Genomic DNA, 15,972 nt, shown 5'->3' with positions numbered 1-15,972 from the left:
ATGCTCCTTTAAATAATCCGAATGTTTGGAAACTTCTGTGCGGACGTTTCAGGAGGTGTTTTATTTTCTTCGGTAAGTAGTCGGTCAATGACCTTACGGGACTGGACACCGCCTGCGTCGATATTGAGCATCAGTAACTTGCGATGTGGATTGTTTAAAATGTTTTGCTGCTGTTGCTCCAGCATTTCTAAATCTTCAGTAAAGATTTTGCCTTGGCCTTCACGAATTTGATCGGTGAGTTCAGCATTATCTGGCTGGAAGTTACGTGCCATTCCCCAGAAATACCAATGTGATGTTTCTGTTTCCGGCGTAATAAAATCGACCACGATTGAGGAAACTTTTTTGTCTTTCGGTGCGTAATAACCACCATGTCCAGCATGCGCTACACCTACTTCAATGTGGACATTACTTGGGGCAAAGAAGTGGCAACGTTGCCAACGGTCAACAGGTACATCATCTGCCAAATGATTGCCGCGAAGGGCCATTTGCCAAAATGGAGGTGCGATCACATTTTCCATATAGCGTTCGGTAATGACATGGTCACCGTCAATTTTAGTCACTGGCAGGGCTTCATCAATTTCTTTTTGCCCAATACTGCTTGAGTGGACATAGGTTTCGTGGGTTAAATCCATTAGATTGTCGATCATTAGGCGATAGTCACACTGAATGTGAAACAGGCATCCGCCATAGCTCCATTCGGGATGATCTGCCCATTCTAAAGTTGGCAGTTTTGCTTCATCTGCTAAAGCTTTTTCACCTGGCCATACCCAAATAAAGCCGAACTTTTCAACAACTGCATATGCTTTATTACATGGGAAACCGTTTACACGTTGAGCTGGCATTGAAACGGTCTTTCCGTCACAGCCCATAACTAAGCCATGGTAACCACAGACGAGGTTGCCATCTTCGACATATCCCAGTGAGAGTGGGGCACCACGATGCGGACAAAAATCTTCAACAGCTGCTACTTTGTTTTCTTTGCCACGGTAAAAAACGATTTTTTCACCACAGATGGTGCGACCTAATGGTTTATCTTGGATTTCTTCTGGACGGCAGGCTACATACCATGCATTTTTAATAAACATTTGTGACGACTCCTTATCACTTATTGGATCCAATTTATAATAAATAAAAATATTGGTCAATTGATAAGCAGGATCTTTTTTTACATTACTTTCCTTGATTGTTTATATCTTTAATATTAATTCAGATTTTTTTATTTTTTAAAAGTTTTGGTCATTAAAGTTTAATTTGGATCCATATTTATTGGGTTAAAAGAGGGATAAGGAGAAATCCTTTGAGTTGTAAAATTGAAAATAGATAAATTTTTATGGATCCACATTTGTAATTTTAAATAAATTATACTTATATTTTTCAGCTATTTAATTTGATGGTTATTAAATTTTAAAAATATTGTTGATTTTTTGGATCCAAATATTCAGTATAGAAAAAGAGCAGGATGCTCCAAAAAACAAATATTCCTCTAGGTCATGATGGATACGGATATGCATAACCACCCAATCGCTCATATTAGCAATGTCGTGTGTATCTCTTATCCACATTGGGAGATGCATAAATGGAAAGAGATGTTCTAAGTGAGATCAATCAAAATAATATGAGCCGTTATCAATGGTTCATCATTTTGATCTGTATTTGTCTCAATATTATTGATGGCTTTGACGTGATGGTAATGGCATTTACTGCTCCATCAGTGTCAGCAGAATGGTCACTTTCAGGGGCACAAATTGGCTTATTGCTGAGTTCAGGTCTTTTTGGGATGGCTGCCGGTTCAATTTTTCTTGCGCCTTTAGCCGATAAAATCGGTCGCCGTTTACTTATCTTGGTTTGTTTAGTGATTGCAGGTCTTAGCATGTTGGGCTGTGCTTTGGTGCAAAGTCACGGCATGTTGGCAGCACTTCGGTTTATTACCGGAATTGGGGTAGGCGGGATTCTTGCGAGTAGTAATGTGTTGGCAAGTGAGTATGCCAATGCACGCTGGCGCAGTCTCGCAGTGAGCTTAATGTCTACAGGTTATGGCATTGGTGCGACACTAGGCGGAGTACTCTCACTGGCCTTGATTGAGCATTTAGGTTGGCGTTCAATCTTTTTGGCAGGAGGCATCACAACCATAGTGATGTTGCTGATTAGTGTATGGTTATTACCTGAATCTTTAGATTATTTGTTGGCAAAAAGACCAAAACAGGCATTAGAACGCATTAACGAAACAGTAAATCGTATAGGGTTAACTGCTTTAAAAGCTTTACCTTATTACGGTCAGAATAATCAAAAAATACAGGTGATATTGGTAAATTATTTTCAGGGCAGCAGGGGTTCCAGACACTTTGTCTTTGGTTTGCATTCTTTTTAGTGATGTTTGGCTTTTACTTTGTGATGAGCTGGACACCAAAAATTCTGATTTCAATGGGAATGTCGCCTGAACAAGGCGTAAGTACCGGTATTTTAATTAGTATTGGTGGTATTTTCGGGGCGGCCATTATTGGTTTATTGGCATCGCGCATGAAAATCTTTTATGCCTTAAGTCTGTTTTTAGGGCTAACGTCTGCATGTGTTTTCCTATTTGTCGCAGTCTCATCTCAAGTCAGCATTGCGCTTATAGTCGGTTTATTACTTGGTACACTTATTAATGGCTGTGTGGCAGGTTTATATTCTATTTCTCCAACAATTTATGATGCTGAAATCCGTAGTCGCGGTGTGGGTTATGCCATTGGTTTTGGTCGCATTGGGGCAATTTTATCGCCAACGGTTGCAGGTATTTTTTTAGATAAAGATATTGCACCTGCAACGTTGTATGCCTATTACGGTGTGGTGTTTATTTTGGCTATTTTCCTGATTTTGAGTTTGGGTAGTGCTTTTTACCACAGTCAAAAAGAGCAAAACTTCTCACTTAAAACAGCACCTTAATCCACTAAAAATTAAATAGTTGAGTTAAAAAATGAAAAAGACACCATTATGGGTGGGGGTATGCTTGTGCCCATTATTTAGTCAAGTTGTGCATGCCGAGTTTATAGCAGACAGTAAAGCTGAGCTGACACTGCGTAATTTTTACTTTGACCGAGACTATAAAAAAGACCCATATCCCTATACCGCAGCTAGAGATTGGGCACAGGGTTTAATTTTTAAAGGACAGTCGGGTTATACCGAAGGGACAGTTGGGTTCGGTGTTGATGTACTTGCAATGGCGGGTTTTAACCTAATGGGAAATCGGGCAGATGACTATGCACGTAGTGGCTTACTCCCAGTGAATACCGATAACTCACGTGATGATTATTATGGAAAAATAGGTATTACAGGGAAGGCTAAATTTAGAAAAAATGAGCTTTTTGTGGGCGATTTGGTTCCACAATTGCCAACCATATTTTCATCGCCAGCGCGTTTGTTCCCTCAGACTTATCGCGGTATTCGCTTTGTTTCAAATGAAATTCCAAATCTTCAACTCGAAGGTTTTTATGTCGACGAAGTGCGGCAGCGCGATTCGATTCGTTATACCGATGTTGGAACAGACAATATCAACCATCGATTTAACAGAGCTGCCACCACTGACTCGTTTTATACTTTAGGTGGAAGTTATCAGTTAAAAGACTATCGTTTACGTGCTTATCATGCTGAACTCAAAGACATTTATCAGCAACAATTTTTGGGTTTTAACGGAAAGCAGCCTTTAAATGACCAGCTTAATTTTTTAAGTGACGTACGGTTTTTTAATAGTGAAGAAACTGGAAGTAAAAAAATAGGAGAGGTTGATAACCGTCATATTAGCGGCCTATTTGGTTTGAACTATCAAAATCATACGGTTTCTTTGGGTTATATGCAGTCATTTGGTTCGACTGGTTTGCCATTTTTGTCGGGAACAGAAAGTCCGGTTGTGCTTGATTTTATGAGTTCGGACTACTCAAATAAAGATGAAAAAGTCTATTCGATTCGTTATGAATATGACTTTAAAAATGCGCGGATAGGGGATGTTTCATTAAACGGACTGCGCTTTATGACCCGTTATGCCAAAGGTGAAGATATTGATTTGCTGCAATATGGTGATCAGCGTTTTAAAGAAGAGTCAATGGAGTTTGATTTAGGCTATAAAATTCCTGAAGGTAAATTAAAAGGCTTAGGAGTGCGGGCCCGCTTTTCTCACTACCGTAATGATATGCCAACGAATATGACCTTCCACTCGGCAAATGAAACGCGTTTGAATGTTGATTACACCTTTAAATTTTAATGGTTAATATTTAACTAAATTCAAGACAAGTTAAAACATTGTGACCATCAATGTTTTAACTTTAGTTATCAACTTCACAAAATCAATCTATAATACCGCCAATCTTATTAAAGCCCATTGAGTCGTTCATTAAACACATGGCTTTAATCTCTCATTTTTTTAAGTCAATTTCTTCGCTGTGATTCGGCTTATTTTTCAATATTTAGAATTTTATGTGTCTGTGCTGACACATAAAAATATTTAGGTGCCAGCATGGAAATCAAGGTTAATTATCTCGACAATCTTCGACAGGAAGCTAAGTTCGATGACTTTACGGTAATTGCCGATCAACCAATTCGCTACAAGGGTGACGGTTCGGCACCGGGCCCATTTGACTACTTTTTAGCATCATCAGCATTGTGTGCAGCGTACTTTGTAAAAGTGTATTGTGCAGCTCGAGATATCCCAACCGATAATATTCGTTTATCGCAAAATAATATTGTTGATCCTGAAAACCGCTATAAGCAAACCTTTAAAATTCAAATTGAATTACCAGCCGATATTTCAGAGAAAGATCGCCAAGGGATTTTACGTTCGATTGACCGTTGTACTGTTAAAAAAGTGATTCAAACGGGTCCTGAATTTATTATTGAAGAAGTTGAAAGCATTGATGCAGATGCACAAGCATTGTTATTGCCAAGCTTAACTTCAGAAAACCATACCTATATTCAAGGTAAAGATTTACCATTAGAAGAAACCATTGCCAATATGTCTGCTATTTTGGCAAATTTGGGCATGAAGATCGAAATCGCGTCTTGGCGTAATATTGTTCCAAATGTATGGTCGTTACACATTCGTGATGCACAGTCTCCGATGTGTTTTACCAATGGTAAAGGTGCCACTAAAGAAAGTGCTTTGGCATCTGCATTGGGCGAGTTTATTGAGCGTTTAAACTGTAACTTCTTCTATAACGACCAGTTCTGGGGTGAAGATATTGCCAATGCTAAATTTGTGCATTATCCAGATGAAAAATGGTTTAAACCGGGTCCAAATGGTGAATTACCTAAAGAAATCTTAGATGAATATTGTCTTGAGATTTATAACCCAGATGATGAGTTACTTGGCACGCATTTATATGATACTAACTCAGGCAATATAGAGCGTGGCATTTGCTCGCTACCTTTTGTGCGCCAGTCTGACGGTGAAGTTGTATATTTCCCATCAAATTTAATTGAAAACTTGTACTTAAGTAATGGTATGAGTGCAGGCAACACTTTGGCAGAAGCTCAAGTTCAATGTTTGTCTGAAATTTTTGAACGTGCTGTAAAACGTGAAATTTTAGAAGGTGAAATTGCACTTCCAGATGTTCCTGAAGACGTATTAGCAAAATACCCAAGTATTGTGGCTGGTATTAAAGGCTTAGAAGAGCAAGGTTTTCCTGTATTAGTTAAAGATGCATCATTAGGCGGTCAGTTCCCTGTAATGTGTGTGACTTTAATGAACCCGCGTACGGGTGGGGTGTTTGCATCTTTCGGTGCGCATCCAAGTTTTGAAGTTGCGTTGGAACGTAGTCTGACCGAATTACTTCAAGGCCGTAGTTTTGAAGGCTTAAATGATTTACCTCAACCGACTTTCCAAAGTAATGCAGTGACTGAGCCGAATAACTTTGTTGAACACTTTATTGACTCAAGCGGTTTAGTTTCTTGGCGCTTCTTTAGCTCTAAATCTGACTATGACTTTGTTGAATGGGATTTTTCTGGCGAAGGCGAAGATTCGAATGCAGAAGAAGCTGCAACATTGTTCGGTATTCTCGAAGAGATGGGTAAAGAAGTGTATATGGCAGTCTATGAGCACTTAGGTGCGACCGCTTGCCGTATTTTAGTTCCTGATTATTCAGAAATTTATCTTGTTGAAGATCTGATTTGGGACAATACCAATAAGGCACTTGCATTCCGTGAAGATATTCTAAATCTGCATCGTTTGGATGATGAACAGCTTGAGGCGTTGGTTGAGCGCTTAGAGGAATGTGAGCTAGACGATTACACTGAAATTACCACACTCATTGGCATCGAATTTGATGACAATACAGTTTGGGGACAGCTCACAATTTTAGAACTGAAATTGCTCATTTATGTTGCATTACAACAATTTGAAGAAGCAAAAGAGCTTGTCGAAACTTACTTGCAATATAACACCAACACCGTTGAGCGTGGTTTGTTCTATCAATGTATGAACGTGGTACTTGAAGTAATATTAGATGAAGAACTGGAGCTTGAAGACTACCTGACTAACTTCCGCCGTATGTTTGGTGACACACGAATGGATGCGGTATTAGGTTCTGTCGACGGTAGCGTTCGTTTCTATGGTTTAACGCCAACAAGCATGAAACTAGAAGGACTTGATCGCCATTTACGTCTAATTGAGAGTTATAAAAAATTGCATGCAGCTCGTGCTAAAGCGGTAGCGATGTAATTTAAAAAAATTAAATAAAAAAAGCCTATTTTTAAATAGGCTTTTTTTATAAAACAATTCGCTAAGTTAAGCAGAGGCTTTCGTGATCTCTATGGTTTCTTCCGTTATTGGATAGTCTGGTTGTTGATTCAAAGTGTGTTTAGCTGGAATATAAGACATTGCACGTTCAGCGAGAGCAGTAATAGTTAAACTTGGGTTAACGCCCAAATTGGCACCCAACATAGAGCCGTCTACAACATATAAGTTTTTATAGTTAAACACCCGATTTTTACCATCGACTACACCTTGTTCCGGGCTAGATGCGATCGCGCAGCCTCCCATACAGTGGGCAGTAAAAGGCACATTAAATAAAATTTCGGTAATAGTCGTTATTGGATGACCATTAAACATTTTGGCGACTTTTTCAGTAAAGGTATTAGCTTGCGGAATATAAACAGGAAGCTTTTTCCCTTCACTCGACAAAACCTTGCCAAAAGGCCAGAACCAATTGCGTTTTAAACGCATATTAATTGAAGCATCGGCAGTTTGCATTACTAAGAAAATTAAGGTTTGACGTGCAAAACCAACAGGGTTGCTCATACGTAAGAATATAAGTGGATGGCTAATGAGTACCCATAACCAATAAAAAATACGTGTCCAACCTGGTTTACCTTTTGCCATATACGTACACATGAGACCCATAGCATCGGAACCACTTTGGTAGCGAGTCGCTTCAATATGAGTATCATGGTCAATATAGATGCTTGAACCAATTGCAACGCCCTTACTCATATCGACATCTTTATCAAAGAAACGGACCCCTAAGATAGACTCCGCATTGGTACGTACCCGATTACCCAAATCATCAGAAATATTTGGTAGAGAACCAGATTGTTTTAAGCGGAATAACATCTCTTGGGTACCCAAAGAAGATGCCGAGAAAATTACGTTACGAACCCGCCAAGTACGACGTTGTTTGTTAAACCACGAGCTTGAGCATTCAGTGGTGACTTCATAACCATCACTACCATCGACTTTGCCATTGAGCGGTTTAACATCAACCACTTTGGTTTCTTCATAAACCTTGGCGCCATTTTTTTCGGCAAAGTACAAATAATTTTTATCTAAAGTATTTTTTGCATTGTGTTTACAACCTGTCATACAGCCACCACATGCTGTACAAGTGCCACGATCTGGTCCTTCACCGTTAAAATAAGGGTCTGGATAAGTCTTTCCACCTTCTTCGCCTTCGGGAGGAAAAAAGGTTGCAACACGAGTCGGTTTAAAGGTATGGCCTACACCTACCGCTTCACCCATTTTCTTTAACATGTGATCGGCAGGGCCCAGAATTTTATTATCAGTCACTCCAAGCATACGTTCTGCTTCGGCATAGTGCTGCGGCATTTCATTTTTCCAGTCCGCAGCATCTGCCCAAGTGCCTTCATCCCAAATATGTTCGGGTGGAACGAGTAGGGTATTGGCATAGGTAATTGAGCCACCGCCTACGGCATTACCGCAAATAATAGTGACATGGCGAAAAAACCGCATATTGAAATAACCAAAAAGTTTCATACCCGGACGCCAGATCCAGCGGCGTGTGTTCCAGTTATTTTTAGCAAAATCTTCAGCTTTCCAACGACGCCCCATTTCCATTACAGCAACTGAGTAGCCTTTTTCGGTGAGACGGCAGGCAGAAACACTACCGCCAAAGCCTGAACCAATGATGAGATAATCATAGTCATAATTGTTTGATGCCATGCCAAAGGCTCCTGTCTAGTGATATTTTTTATATTGACTGCATGTGTTTATCAATGAATTTTCCAATGCGCTTAATTGAGTCATCGGATTCTTTTAGTATACCTGCATGGAATTGAAAAACGTGCCCAACTTTGTCATAAATCTTAAATGTGGTCGGAATACCGCATTTCCCGGCTTGTTCTGCAAGACGTTTCGCATCATCTAATAAAACTTCTTCGGTACCAACATGGATCAGAACCGGTGGTAATCCGGTTAAGTCAGCATAAAGTGGGGAGCAGGTCGGATCGGTTGCCGATTTTTGGCCGCAATAGTTTTTTGCACACCAAACTAACCAGTTTTCTGAGAGCATTGCATCTTGAGCAGCATGAGTTTTTAGCGTGCTTCCTGAAAGACTTAAGTCAACCCAAGGTGAAAGTAAAACTAATGCCGCTGGTAAAGGTAAACCTGCGTTCCTTAGCGCAATAACGGTACTTAAGCTCAGGCCGCCACCGGCAGAGTCACCAGCAATCACAAGTTTTTTCGGGTCTTGTCCTTGAGCAAGTAAAGCCTTATAGACTGCAATGCTATCTTCAATAGCAGCAGGGCTTGGATGTTCTGGGGCTAGGCGATATTCAGCTAACCAGACTTGTGCCTGAGCTGCATGTCCGATCTGAGCCGCAAGCTTTGTATGACTTTTTGAGCTGCCTACTACATAGCCACCGCCATGTAAATACAAAATGCCGAGCCCTGATTTGGTCGTTTTAGGCTGAATATGAACTGTCGGTACTTGAGCAATATTTTGCTTTTTAGTTTGATAACCACGTGGCCCAAGCACAATAGCACTGGCCGCATTGCTACAAAAACGTTGTAATTTCACTGGCGTTTTAGGAGATAAAGCTGGGCGTAGTGTGGTACGAATGGTCCATGCGAGAAGTTGCTTCATAATAAGCACTCATACTAAGCAGGTGAGATTAGTCAGCATCTCTGAAAATCAAGAGTATGCTGACCACTATTTTTATTTTGCTGACTTATTAAGTAGTCGAGTTTGCCAAGCAGTCGCGGTTGCAAAAATCTTTTGGTAGCCTTGCGGAAGAATACGCTGAATCACATCAACGGCTTTTGCATCGGCTCCAATAAGTAAACGGCGACGGTTCTTACGAACAGCCTCCAAAATTTGCTGAGCTGCATCATCAGCAGGAGTGCGAAGTAATTTATCGAAAGCGTCTTGGCTTTTTAGCGGGTCCATTCCTAAAGACTGGACGCTATTGTTCATACGGGCAGCTTTGGCAATATTGGTGCGAATACCACCCGGATGCACACAAGTCGCGCTCACACCAGCATTTTGCATATCAAGTTCTTGGCGCAATGATTCAGTAAAACCACGGACGGCGAATTTACTTGCGTTATAAGCACTTTGGGTCGGTTGAGCTGTTAAGCCAAACATACTGGAAATATTAATAATATGCCCATCACCACTTTGCTTTAAGTAAGGCAAAAATTCTTTGGTGCCATAAACCACGCCCCAAAAGTTAATACCAATGAGCCATTCAAGATCTTCGTAGCTCACACCTTCCGCTGTACTACCTATTGCGACACCAGCATTATTAAAAATCAGGTTAACTTGGCCATGCCCATCTACAACTGCCTTTGCCCAAGTTGCAACTTCATCACGTTTAGCGACATCAACTTTTTGAGTGGTGACTTTGACAGAATAGGGGGCTAACAGTTCGACTGTTTTGGCTAACCCAGCTTCACTAATATCAGAAAGTGCTAGGTGACAGCCTTGTTTAGCGAGTGCTATGGCAATTGCTTGTCCAATACCTGAACCCGCACCTGTCACAGCTGCGACTTTATTTTTAAAAGACTTCATAAAATTCTCCGTTTATTTTTCTCATTTCCTATGGCGAAGCTTATTTAAGAAATAGCCGACACCTGAGTGTAGTTTTCAATGTCAAAGCGACGAGTGCGTTGACGATATTCAAGAGTGAAACCAGGCCAGTTATTGGTATTTTTACCATCAGCAGTTTGGTACCAACTGGTACAGCCTTGCGCCCACACCGTTTTTTCATTTTCTCTTGAATATCTTGATTAAACTCGTGTTGAATTTCGGCACGAATGTTGGTGAACAGCAGGTTATTTTTCAAAGTAGTGCGCAGTGCATCTAAAATATAATTCACCTGACTTTCAATCATATACACAATTGAGTTGTGCCCAAGGTTGGTATTTGGCCCATACAACATAAAGAAGTTAGGGAATCCGTTTACTGTTAGGCCTAAATAAGCCTCAGCACCATCTTTCCATGTGTCTTTTAAGGTACGACCATCAAGTCCAGTAATTTGCATTGGCGCCATAAATTCAGTCGCCGTAAAACCTGTACCGTAAATAATGGCATCAACTTCACGTAGATTTCCTTCCGTGTCTAAAATGCCATGTTCGGTAATTTCTTGAATGCCTGTATCAATCACATCAACATGAGGTTGAGTCAGTGTTTCATACCAGTGGTTAGAAATTAAAATACGTTTACAACCAATTGGATAATCTGGCATTAAGCGGTGACGTAACTTTCCATCTTTAACAACTTTTCGAATGTGGCGCTGAAATAAATATTCCACCAAAGGCATTTCATTGAGTGAAGTTGTAAAAGCAAGTAGGCGAATTTCATGATGACCATATTGCAAGGCACGGTCTAGACTCTGCAAAATTGGCAGTTTACGGAAAGCTTTTTTCTCTAAAGGTTGATAAACCCGATCTGGTTTAGGAATGACGTACGGTGCCGAGCGTTGATAAACGTCTAGGTGAGCCACTTGTTTTGCAATTTCTGGTACAAACTGAATCGCACTTGCGCCTGTACCAATGACTGCAACACGTTTGCCAGTTAAGTCATAGTCATGGTCCCAGCGTGCTGAGTGAAATGCCTTACCTTTGAAGTTTTCAATACCTTTAAGTTTTGGATAGGCAGGGCGGTTGAGCTGGCCTACTGCACCCACCAAAAACTCAGCTTCAAACTGTTCACCAGCCGTACTTTGGATATGCCATACGCCTTGCAAAGCATCAAATTCAGCGCTGGCTATTTCAGTATTAAATTTGATGTGCGGACGAAGATCATATTTATCGGCACAGTGACGTAAATATTGATAAATCTCTTGAGATGTTCCGTAGCGATTTTTCCAACCAAGTTCCTGTTCAAAAGAAAAAGAATAAAGATGTGACGGCACATCACATGCAGCGCCCGGATAAGTATTGTCACGCCAGACACCACCTACATCGGCAGCTTTTTCAAATAGAGTAAATTGTTCAAAACCTGCTTGTTTGAGACGAATGGCAAGTCCTAGACCACCAAAGCCAGTGCCAATAATGGCGATGCGTACATTTTTATTTGAATTAGACGACGAATTAAACATAGGCTGCTCTAAAATCCTTAAAAACAGTGAGCGAAAAAATCGCAATTTCCTGTATGCAGAATAGACGTTTATTAACTTGATTTAGAGGATGGATGAGGACAAAATATTGTGATTCGAGGACATTCTGAGCGATACAGTGAAGTATGCATGAGCATTTGAACGCAGTGTACATAGTGTTCGGTTAATGGCTGATTTCGCGATGGAATCAGGCATTTCTTATCAGACGATTTTAAAAGGGACTGGACTTAGCCAACAACAATTACTTGATCCTAATATGGTGGTGACAGGCCATCAGGAATTACAGTTAATTCATAATTTGGTTGAGCAACTAGGAGACAGACCAACATTAGGCTTAGAAGTAGGCACACGCTATCATTTCACCACATTTGGGCCATTAGGCATGGCTCTGATGAGTAGCGCTAGCATTCGTGAAGCACTAGATTTGGCTTTAACCTATTTCACTTTAACTTTTGCTTTTACTCGCTTTGAGGTATCGGATACACCACAAGGAATCTGTATCGAAATTGATGAGCAAGATATTCCATCTTCAGTGCGTCAATTCATTATTGAACGCGATGCGGCTGCACTCATTACGGTACAGCGAGATTTGGTGCAGGATAATTTTTGCCAATATTTGACTTTTTCTTTTCAACCTAAAGGCGATGCAGAGCCTTATCGGAATTTATTTGGGGTTATGCCGGAATTTGGCGCAGCCAAAAGTTTTGTGATTCTTGATCCGCAAAAAGTAGACCAGAAGCTACTTATGGCAAATGATTTAGTTTTACATACAGCCGAAGAACAATGTCGTCAAATATTAGAAAAACGCCAATCACAAAAATAAATTTACAAACTTAGTGCAACAACAGCTAATGAGTACGCGTGGGGAAATGCCATCTATGGATATAGTGGCTGATCGACTGCATTTAAATACAAGAACCCTGCGCCGTCACTTGTCAGCTGAAGGAATGACTTTTATCCAAATTCGTGAAGAGGTCAGGCAAGTTCTAGCAGAGCAATATTTGGCGTTACCAAAAGCTTCGGTTGAGCAAATTGCCGAATGGTTAGGTTATGCAGAGCCTGCCAGCTTTATTCATGCTTATAAAAGATGGCATGGGAAAACACCTCATGCCATGCGATTAAATAACCAATAATCCAAGTATCTTTATTTTTTCAAACGCAAATGCAATAAGCGCGTCGCTGATGTATGGCGTATATTATCGGCACGCTTATAAAAATAACGTTCAGTAATAGCTTCACCTGATAGGTCTTCGACCACTTCAAAGCCCATGTTTTCTACAGCTTTGTGTAAATCTGAAGGTTTAAATTGGCCTAATAAAGGTTCTTTCAGTAAATGGGTAAACTGTGCAACACCCATACTTCCAAGTCGCTCAATGCCGTTTAGCTCCTGAAAATCGGTTGAATAGTCGAGTACTACTTCGCTACCGTTTGCAGCAAATTCAGCAATACTTTTTAAAGTTTGCAGTGTAGTTTCTGGTTTTAAATAATGAGTGGTACCCAACCAAGAAAAAAAAGCAGGTATCTGTTGCAGATATCGACTTCGGGCAAGCGCCTCAGAGATAGATTCTTTTTCAAAGTTAATAGCAACAAATTCAACAGTAGTAGGAATATTTCCTAGTTTTTTGAGTTTGGATTGTTTCGCAGTTTGAGTATCAGGATGGTCCACTTCAAAAATTTTTAAAGTTGGGTAATGTTGTGACTCACGTAATACAAAAGAGTCTAAACCCGCCCCAACCAAAACATATTGTTCAACATTGTGTTGAACAGCCTGATTAAGTAAGTCTTCAGCATAACGTGATCGGCCCACAACCTGCCCACTCAATAAACCTAAGGTGCGGTTTAAAAGGGGAGAATTCATTAATTTAACAATGAGCGGAGTAGATAAAAGCTTTTTCCAACCCTTACTGGTCATTTCAAAAGCATAGGGATCTGAAAATACAGGGTTTGTCGTATTTTTAAAGTGATTTGCGCGTAAGGCAGCGGCGGCTTCAGCAGTACGGCTTGATTGACCTTCTTTCATCTTTAACCTGTTCTTTTATTTCTTGAAGATATAATGAAAAAGGCAGTGTATTTCATGAAAATCTAAAATACACTGCCCATTCCTTACAACTGATTTGGTCAAATTTACAAATTAATGTGTTTTTGACGTTTGATATATGACGTCATAATCTTTCAAATCTAGTTTTTTCAAACGTTGTTTAAGCTTTTTCAATGACCACGGCCATGCTGCAAAGTTGCGACCGTTGGCATCAAGGTAATAACTCTTACAGCCACCACTATTAAATACAGTGGTTTGCAGATGCTTTTGTACCAAGTCGTTGTGCTTTTTAATCACATCAGACTTAACGTTTAGTTTGCTAATCCCTTTGTTTTTAATTTTTAGCAAGCCATCTACAATATAGTCGAGCTGTGCTTCTGCCAAGCCAATAAACGAGTCATAAACCAGTACGTTTGGTCCCAAAACTAAGAATGCATTTGGTACATTTTCAATATTAGTTCCTAAGTAAGCTTCTGGTGAAGTGTTTTTCCATAAATCATTTAAACGTTGTCCTTTTTCATTAAACACACGTTTACCGATTGGCGGGGGAGATACTTCAAACCCGGTGCCCCAAATAATCACATCAACTTCGTGGCGTTCACCATTGGCAGCAATCACCGTATTTCCTTCAACCTTCACTAAACCATGTGGAATAAGCGTGGTATTCGGTGCTTGTAGTGCAGGGTAGTAATTGTTAGCAAACAAAATACGTTTACAGCCAATATCAAAGTTAGGCGTTACATTTTTACGTAATTCAGGATCTGCAATTTGAAGTTTAAGTAATTGCTTGCCGAGTACATTTACTGGTTTTAGCGCAAGTGGGTTACGTAAACCAAAGTTAATTGCATTGAGGGTTAGCGCTACACTTTTACGCCAGCTTGCCTGAATCGCTGGATATTTGGCAATGACGGATTTACTCAACTCGCCCAAGTCTGTATCCGGTTTTGGCAGCACCCAAGGTGCTGTACGTTGGAACACAAATAGCTCTTTTGCTTTAGGCTGAATTTGTGGCACAAACTGAATGGCAGATGCACCTGTACCAATTACAGCAATGCGTTTTCCAGTTAAGTCATAGTCATGGTTCCATTTCGCTGAATGGAACATTTCACCCGTAAAGGTATCTAAACCTTCAAGACGTGGAATTTGTGCTTCGGTAATTGGGCCTGTTGCAAAAATAACAGTTCGCGATAGATATTGACCACTAGTTGTATCAAGTACCCATAAATGGCGTGTTTCGTCCCAAGCAGCATTGAGCAGTTCGTTGTTAAACTCAATTTTAGACGTGATATTAAATTCGTTACTTACATCTTCTAAGTAACTTAAAATTTCCGGTTGGCGTGCAAATAAGTGACTCCATTTTGCACTTGGGGCAAACGAGTAAGAATACAGAGCTGAAGGTACATCGCAGCCACAGCCCGGATACGTGTTTTCACGCCAAGTACCACCTACACGTGCTGCTTTTTCAATAATTTTGTAGTTGGTATAGCCCACTTGGTCGAGGCGAATTGCTGCGGCAATACCGGAAATTCCGGCACCGACAATAAAGGTATCGTAAATATGGTTAGGCGAATTGACAGCTTTTTTTGCTGATGCATTTGTTTTCATTTGCGCAGTCATATGGGTACTACCTATAAATTTCTTATTTAAATAATTTGTACGATGTGCCAAGGAACTTGGTATACAAGCTTGGGGATGCACGTTTCATGAGCCAGAACAACTTCGCGTCGATTTGAGGAATGGTATAAAGCTCATCCTGATCAAGACGGTTAAGTGTGAGTTTGGCGACATCATCACTTGTGGTGAGTGCATAGTTCATGAGTGCATGGTCTGCAAGCTTGGAATAACGGCCCGGAATCCGACCATTTTTAATGATATTGGTGGGCACCAAAGTCGGGCAGAGCACATTGACTTTAATGTTAAATTTACGAAGTTCGGCCGAAAGCGTTTCAGACAGCGCACGAACACCCGCTTTCGTTACGTTATAAGCAGTCATTTCTGGAGCAGCCGTGTACGATGCAGCAGAAGCTACATTAATAATCGCGCCGTAACCTAGTTTTTTGAACTTTGGGGGACTGTTCTAAATTTTGTGTAAGTACTTAATTTTCATTTATCCT

8 protein-coding genes and 4 pseudogenes are annotated in these 15,972 nt (G+C 40.4%); 4 read left to right on the top strand and 8 right to left on the bottom strand.

Features of this window, described 5'->3' with window-relative positions; genetic code table 11:
* Nucleotides 1-8: 8 nt before the first annotated feature.
* The gene (locus tag J582_RS18900; protein WP_032048394.1) at nucleotides 9-1,085 is read right to left on the bottom strand and encodes an aromatic ring-hydroxylating oxygenase subunit alpha; all 1,077 of its coding nucleotides are present in this window, start codon (nucleotides 1,083-1,085) and stop codon (nucleotides 9-11) included.
* A gap of 491 nt (nucleotides 1,086-1,576) precedes the next feature.
* On the opposite strand from J582_RS18900, the pseudogene J582_RS0104965 reads away from it, so the two are divergent.
* The 3 genes and pseudogenes from J582_RS0104965 (at nucleotide 1,577) to J582_RS18890 (ending at nucleotide 6,685) form a co-directional block, all read left to right on the top strand.
* A pseudogene (locus J582_RS0104965) lies at nucleotides 1,577-2,922 on the top strand (MFS transporter).
* A gap of 31 nt (nucleotides 2,923-2,953) precedes the next feature.
* Nucleotides 2,954-4,234: an OprD family outer membrane porin gene (locus J582_RS18895; RefSeq protein WP_032048393.1), complete on the top strand. Its 1,281-nt coding sequence runs from the start codon at nucleotides 2,954-2,956 to the stop codon at nucleotides 4,232-4,234.
* Between the two features lie 252 nt (nucleotides 4,235-4,486).
* Nucleotides 4,487-6,685 (top strand): OsmC domain/YcaO domain-containing protein, encoded by a 2,199-nt coding sequence (locus tag J582_RS18890; RefSeq protein ID WP_032048392.1) that lies wholly within the window; start codon nucleotides 4,487-4,489, stop codon nucleotides 6,683-6,685.
* A gap of 66 nt (nucleotides 6,686-6,751) precedes the next feature.
* On the opposite strand, the gene J582_RS18885 is transcribed toward J582_RS18890, so the two are convergent.
* The 4 genes and pseudogenes from J582_RS18885 to J582_RS18870 all read right to left on the bottom strand — a co-directional run bounded on the left by J582_RS18885 (nucleotide 6,752) and on the right by J582_RS18870 (nucleotide 11,802).
* Nucleotides 6,752-8,422: a GMC family oxidoreductase gene (locus J582_RS18885; protein ID WP_032048391.1), complete on the bottom strand. Its 1,671-nt coding sequence runs from the start codon at nucleotides 8,420-8,422 to the stop codon at nucleotides 6,752-6,754.
* A gap of 28 nt (nucleotides 8,423-8,450) precedes the next feature.
* On the bottom strand, nucleotides 8,451-9,344 hold the full coding sequence (locus J582_RS18880; protein WP_032048389.1) for an alpha/beta hydrolase: 894 nt from the start codon (nucleotides 9,342-9,344) through the stop codon (nucleotides 8,451-8,453).
* Between the two features lie 72 nt (nucleotides 9,345-9,416).
* Entirely contained in the window at nucleotides 9,417-10,271 is an 855-nt protein-coding gene (locus J582_RS18875; RefSeq protein ID WP_004709879.1) for an SDR family NAD(P)-dependent oxidoreductase, read from the bottom strand.
* Between the two features lie 44 nt (nucleotides 10,272-10,315).
* Nucleotides 10,316-11,802: pseudogene (locus tag J582_RS18870) on the bottom strand (flavin-containing monooxygenase).
* Nucleotides 11,803-11,986: 184 nt separating this feature from the next.
* Between J582_RS18870 and J582_RS0104960 the strand changes: the two are divergent.
* Nucleotides 11,987-12,953 (top strand): annotated as a pseudogene (locus J582_RS0104960) (AraC family transcriptional regulator).
* An 11-nt stretch (nucleotides 12,954-12,964) separates the two neighbouring features.
* Here the strand turns inward: J582_RS0104960 and J582_RS18865 are convergent.
* The 3 genes and pseudogenes from J582_RS18865 to J582_RS18855 form a co-directional block, all read right to left on the bottom strand.
* On the bottom strand, nucleotides 12,965-13,840 hold the full coding sequence (locus J582_RS18865; protein WP_032048388.1) for a class I SAM-dependent methyltransferase: 876 nt from the start codon (nucleotides 13,838-13,840) through the stop codon (nucleotides 12,965-12,967).
* Between the two features lie 111 nt (nucleotides 13,841-13,951).
* The gene (locus J582_RS18860; protein ID WP_032048386.1) at nucleotides 13,952-15,475 is read right to left on the bottom strand and encodes a flavin-containing monooxygenase; all 1,524 of its coding nucleotides are present in this window, start codon (nucleotides 15,473-15,475) and stop codon (nucleotides 13,952-13,954) included.
* Between the two features lie 22 nt (nucleotides 15,476-15,497).
* A pseudogene (locus J582_RS18855) lies at nucleotides 15,498-15,926 on the bottom strand (SDR family NAD(P)-dependent oxidoreductase); the annotation flags it as partial.
* Nucleotides 15,927-15,972 lie beyond the last annotated feature (46 nt).

It is taken from the genome of Acinetobacter sp. 1566109 (assembly GCF_000582255.1).
GTDB classification, from domain to species: Bacteria; Pseudomonadota; Gammaproteobacteria; order Pseudomonadales; family Moraxellaceae; genus Acinetobacter; species Acinetobacter nosocomialis.
Note: the sequence above shows the minus strand (reverse complement) of the source record. Positions and strands in the feature narration are given on the sequence as shown.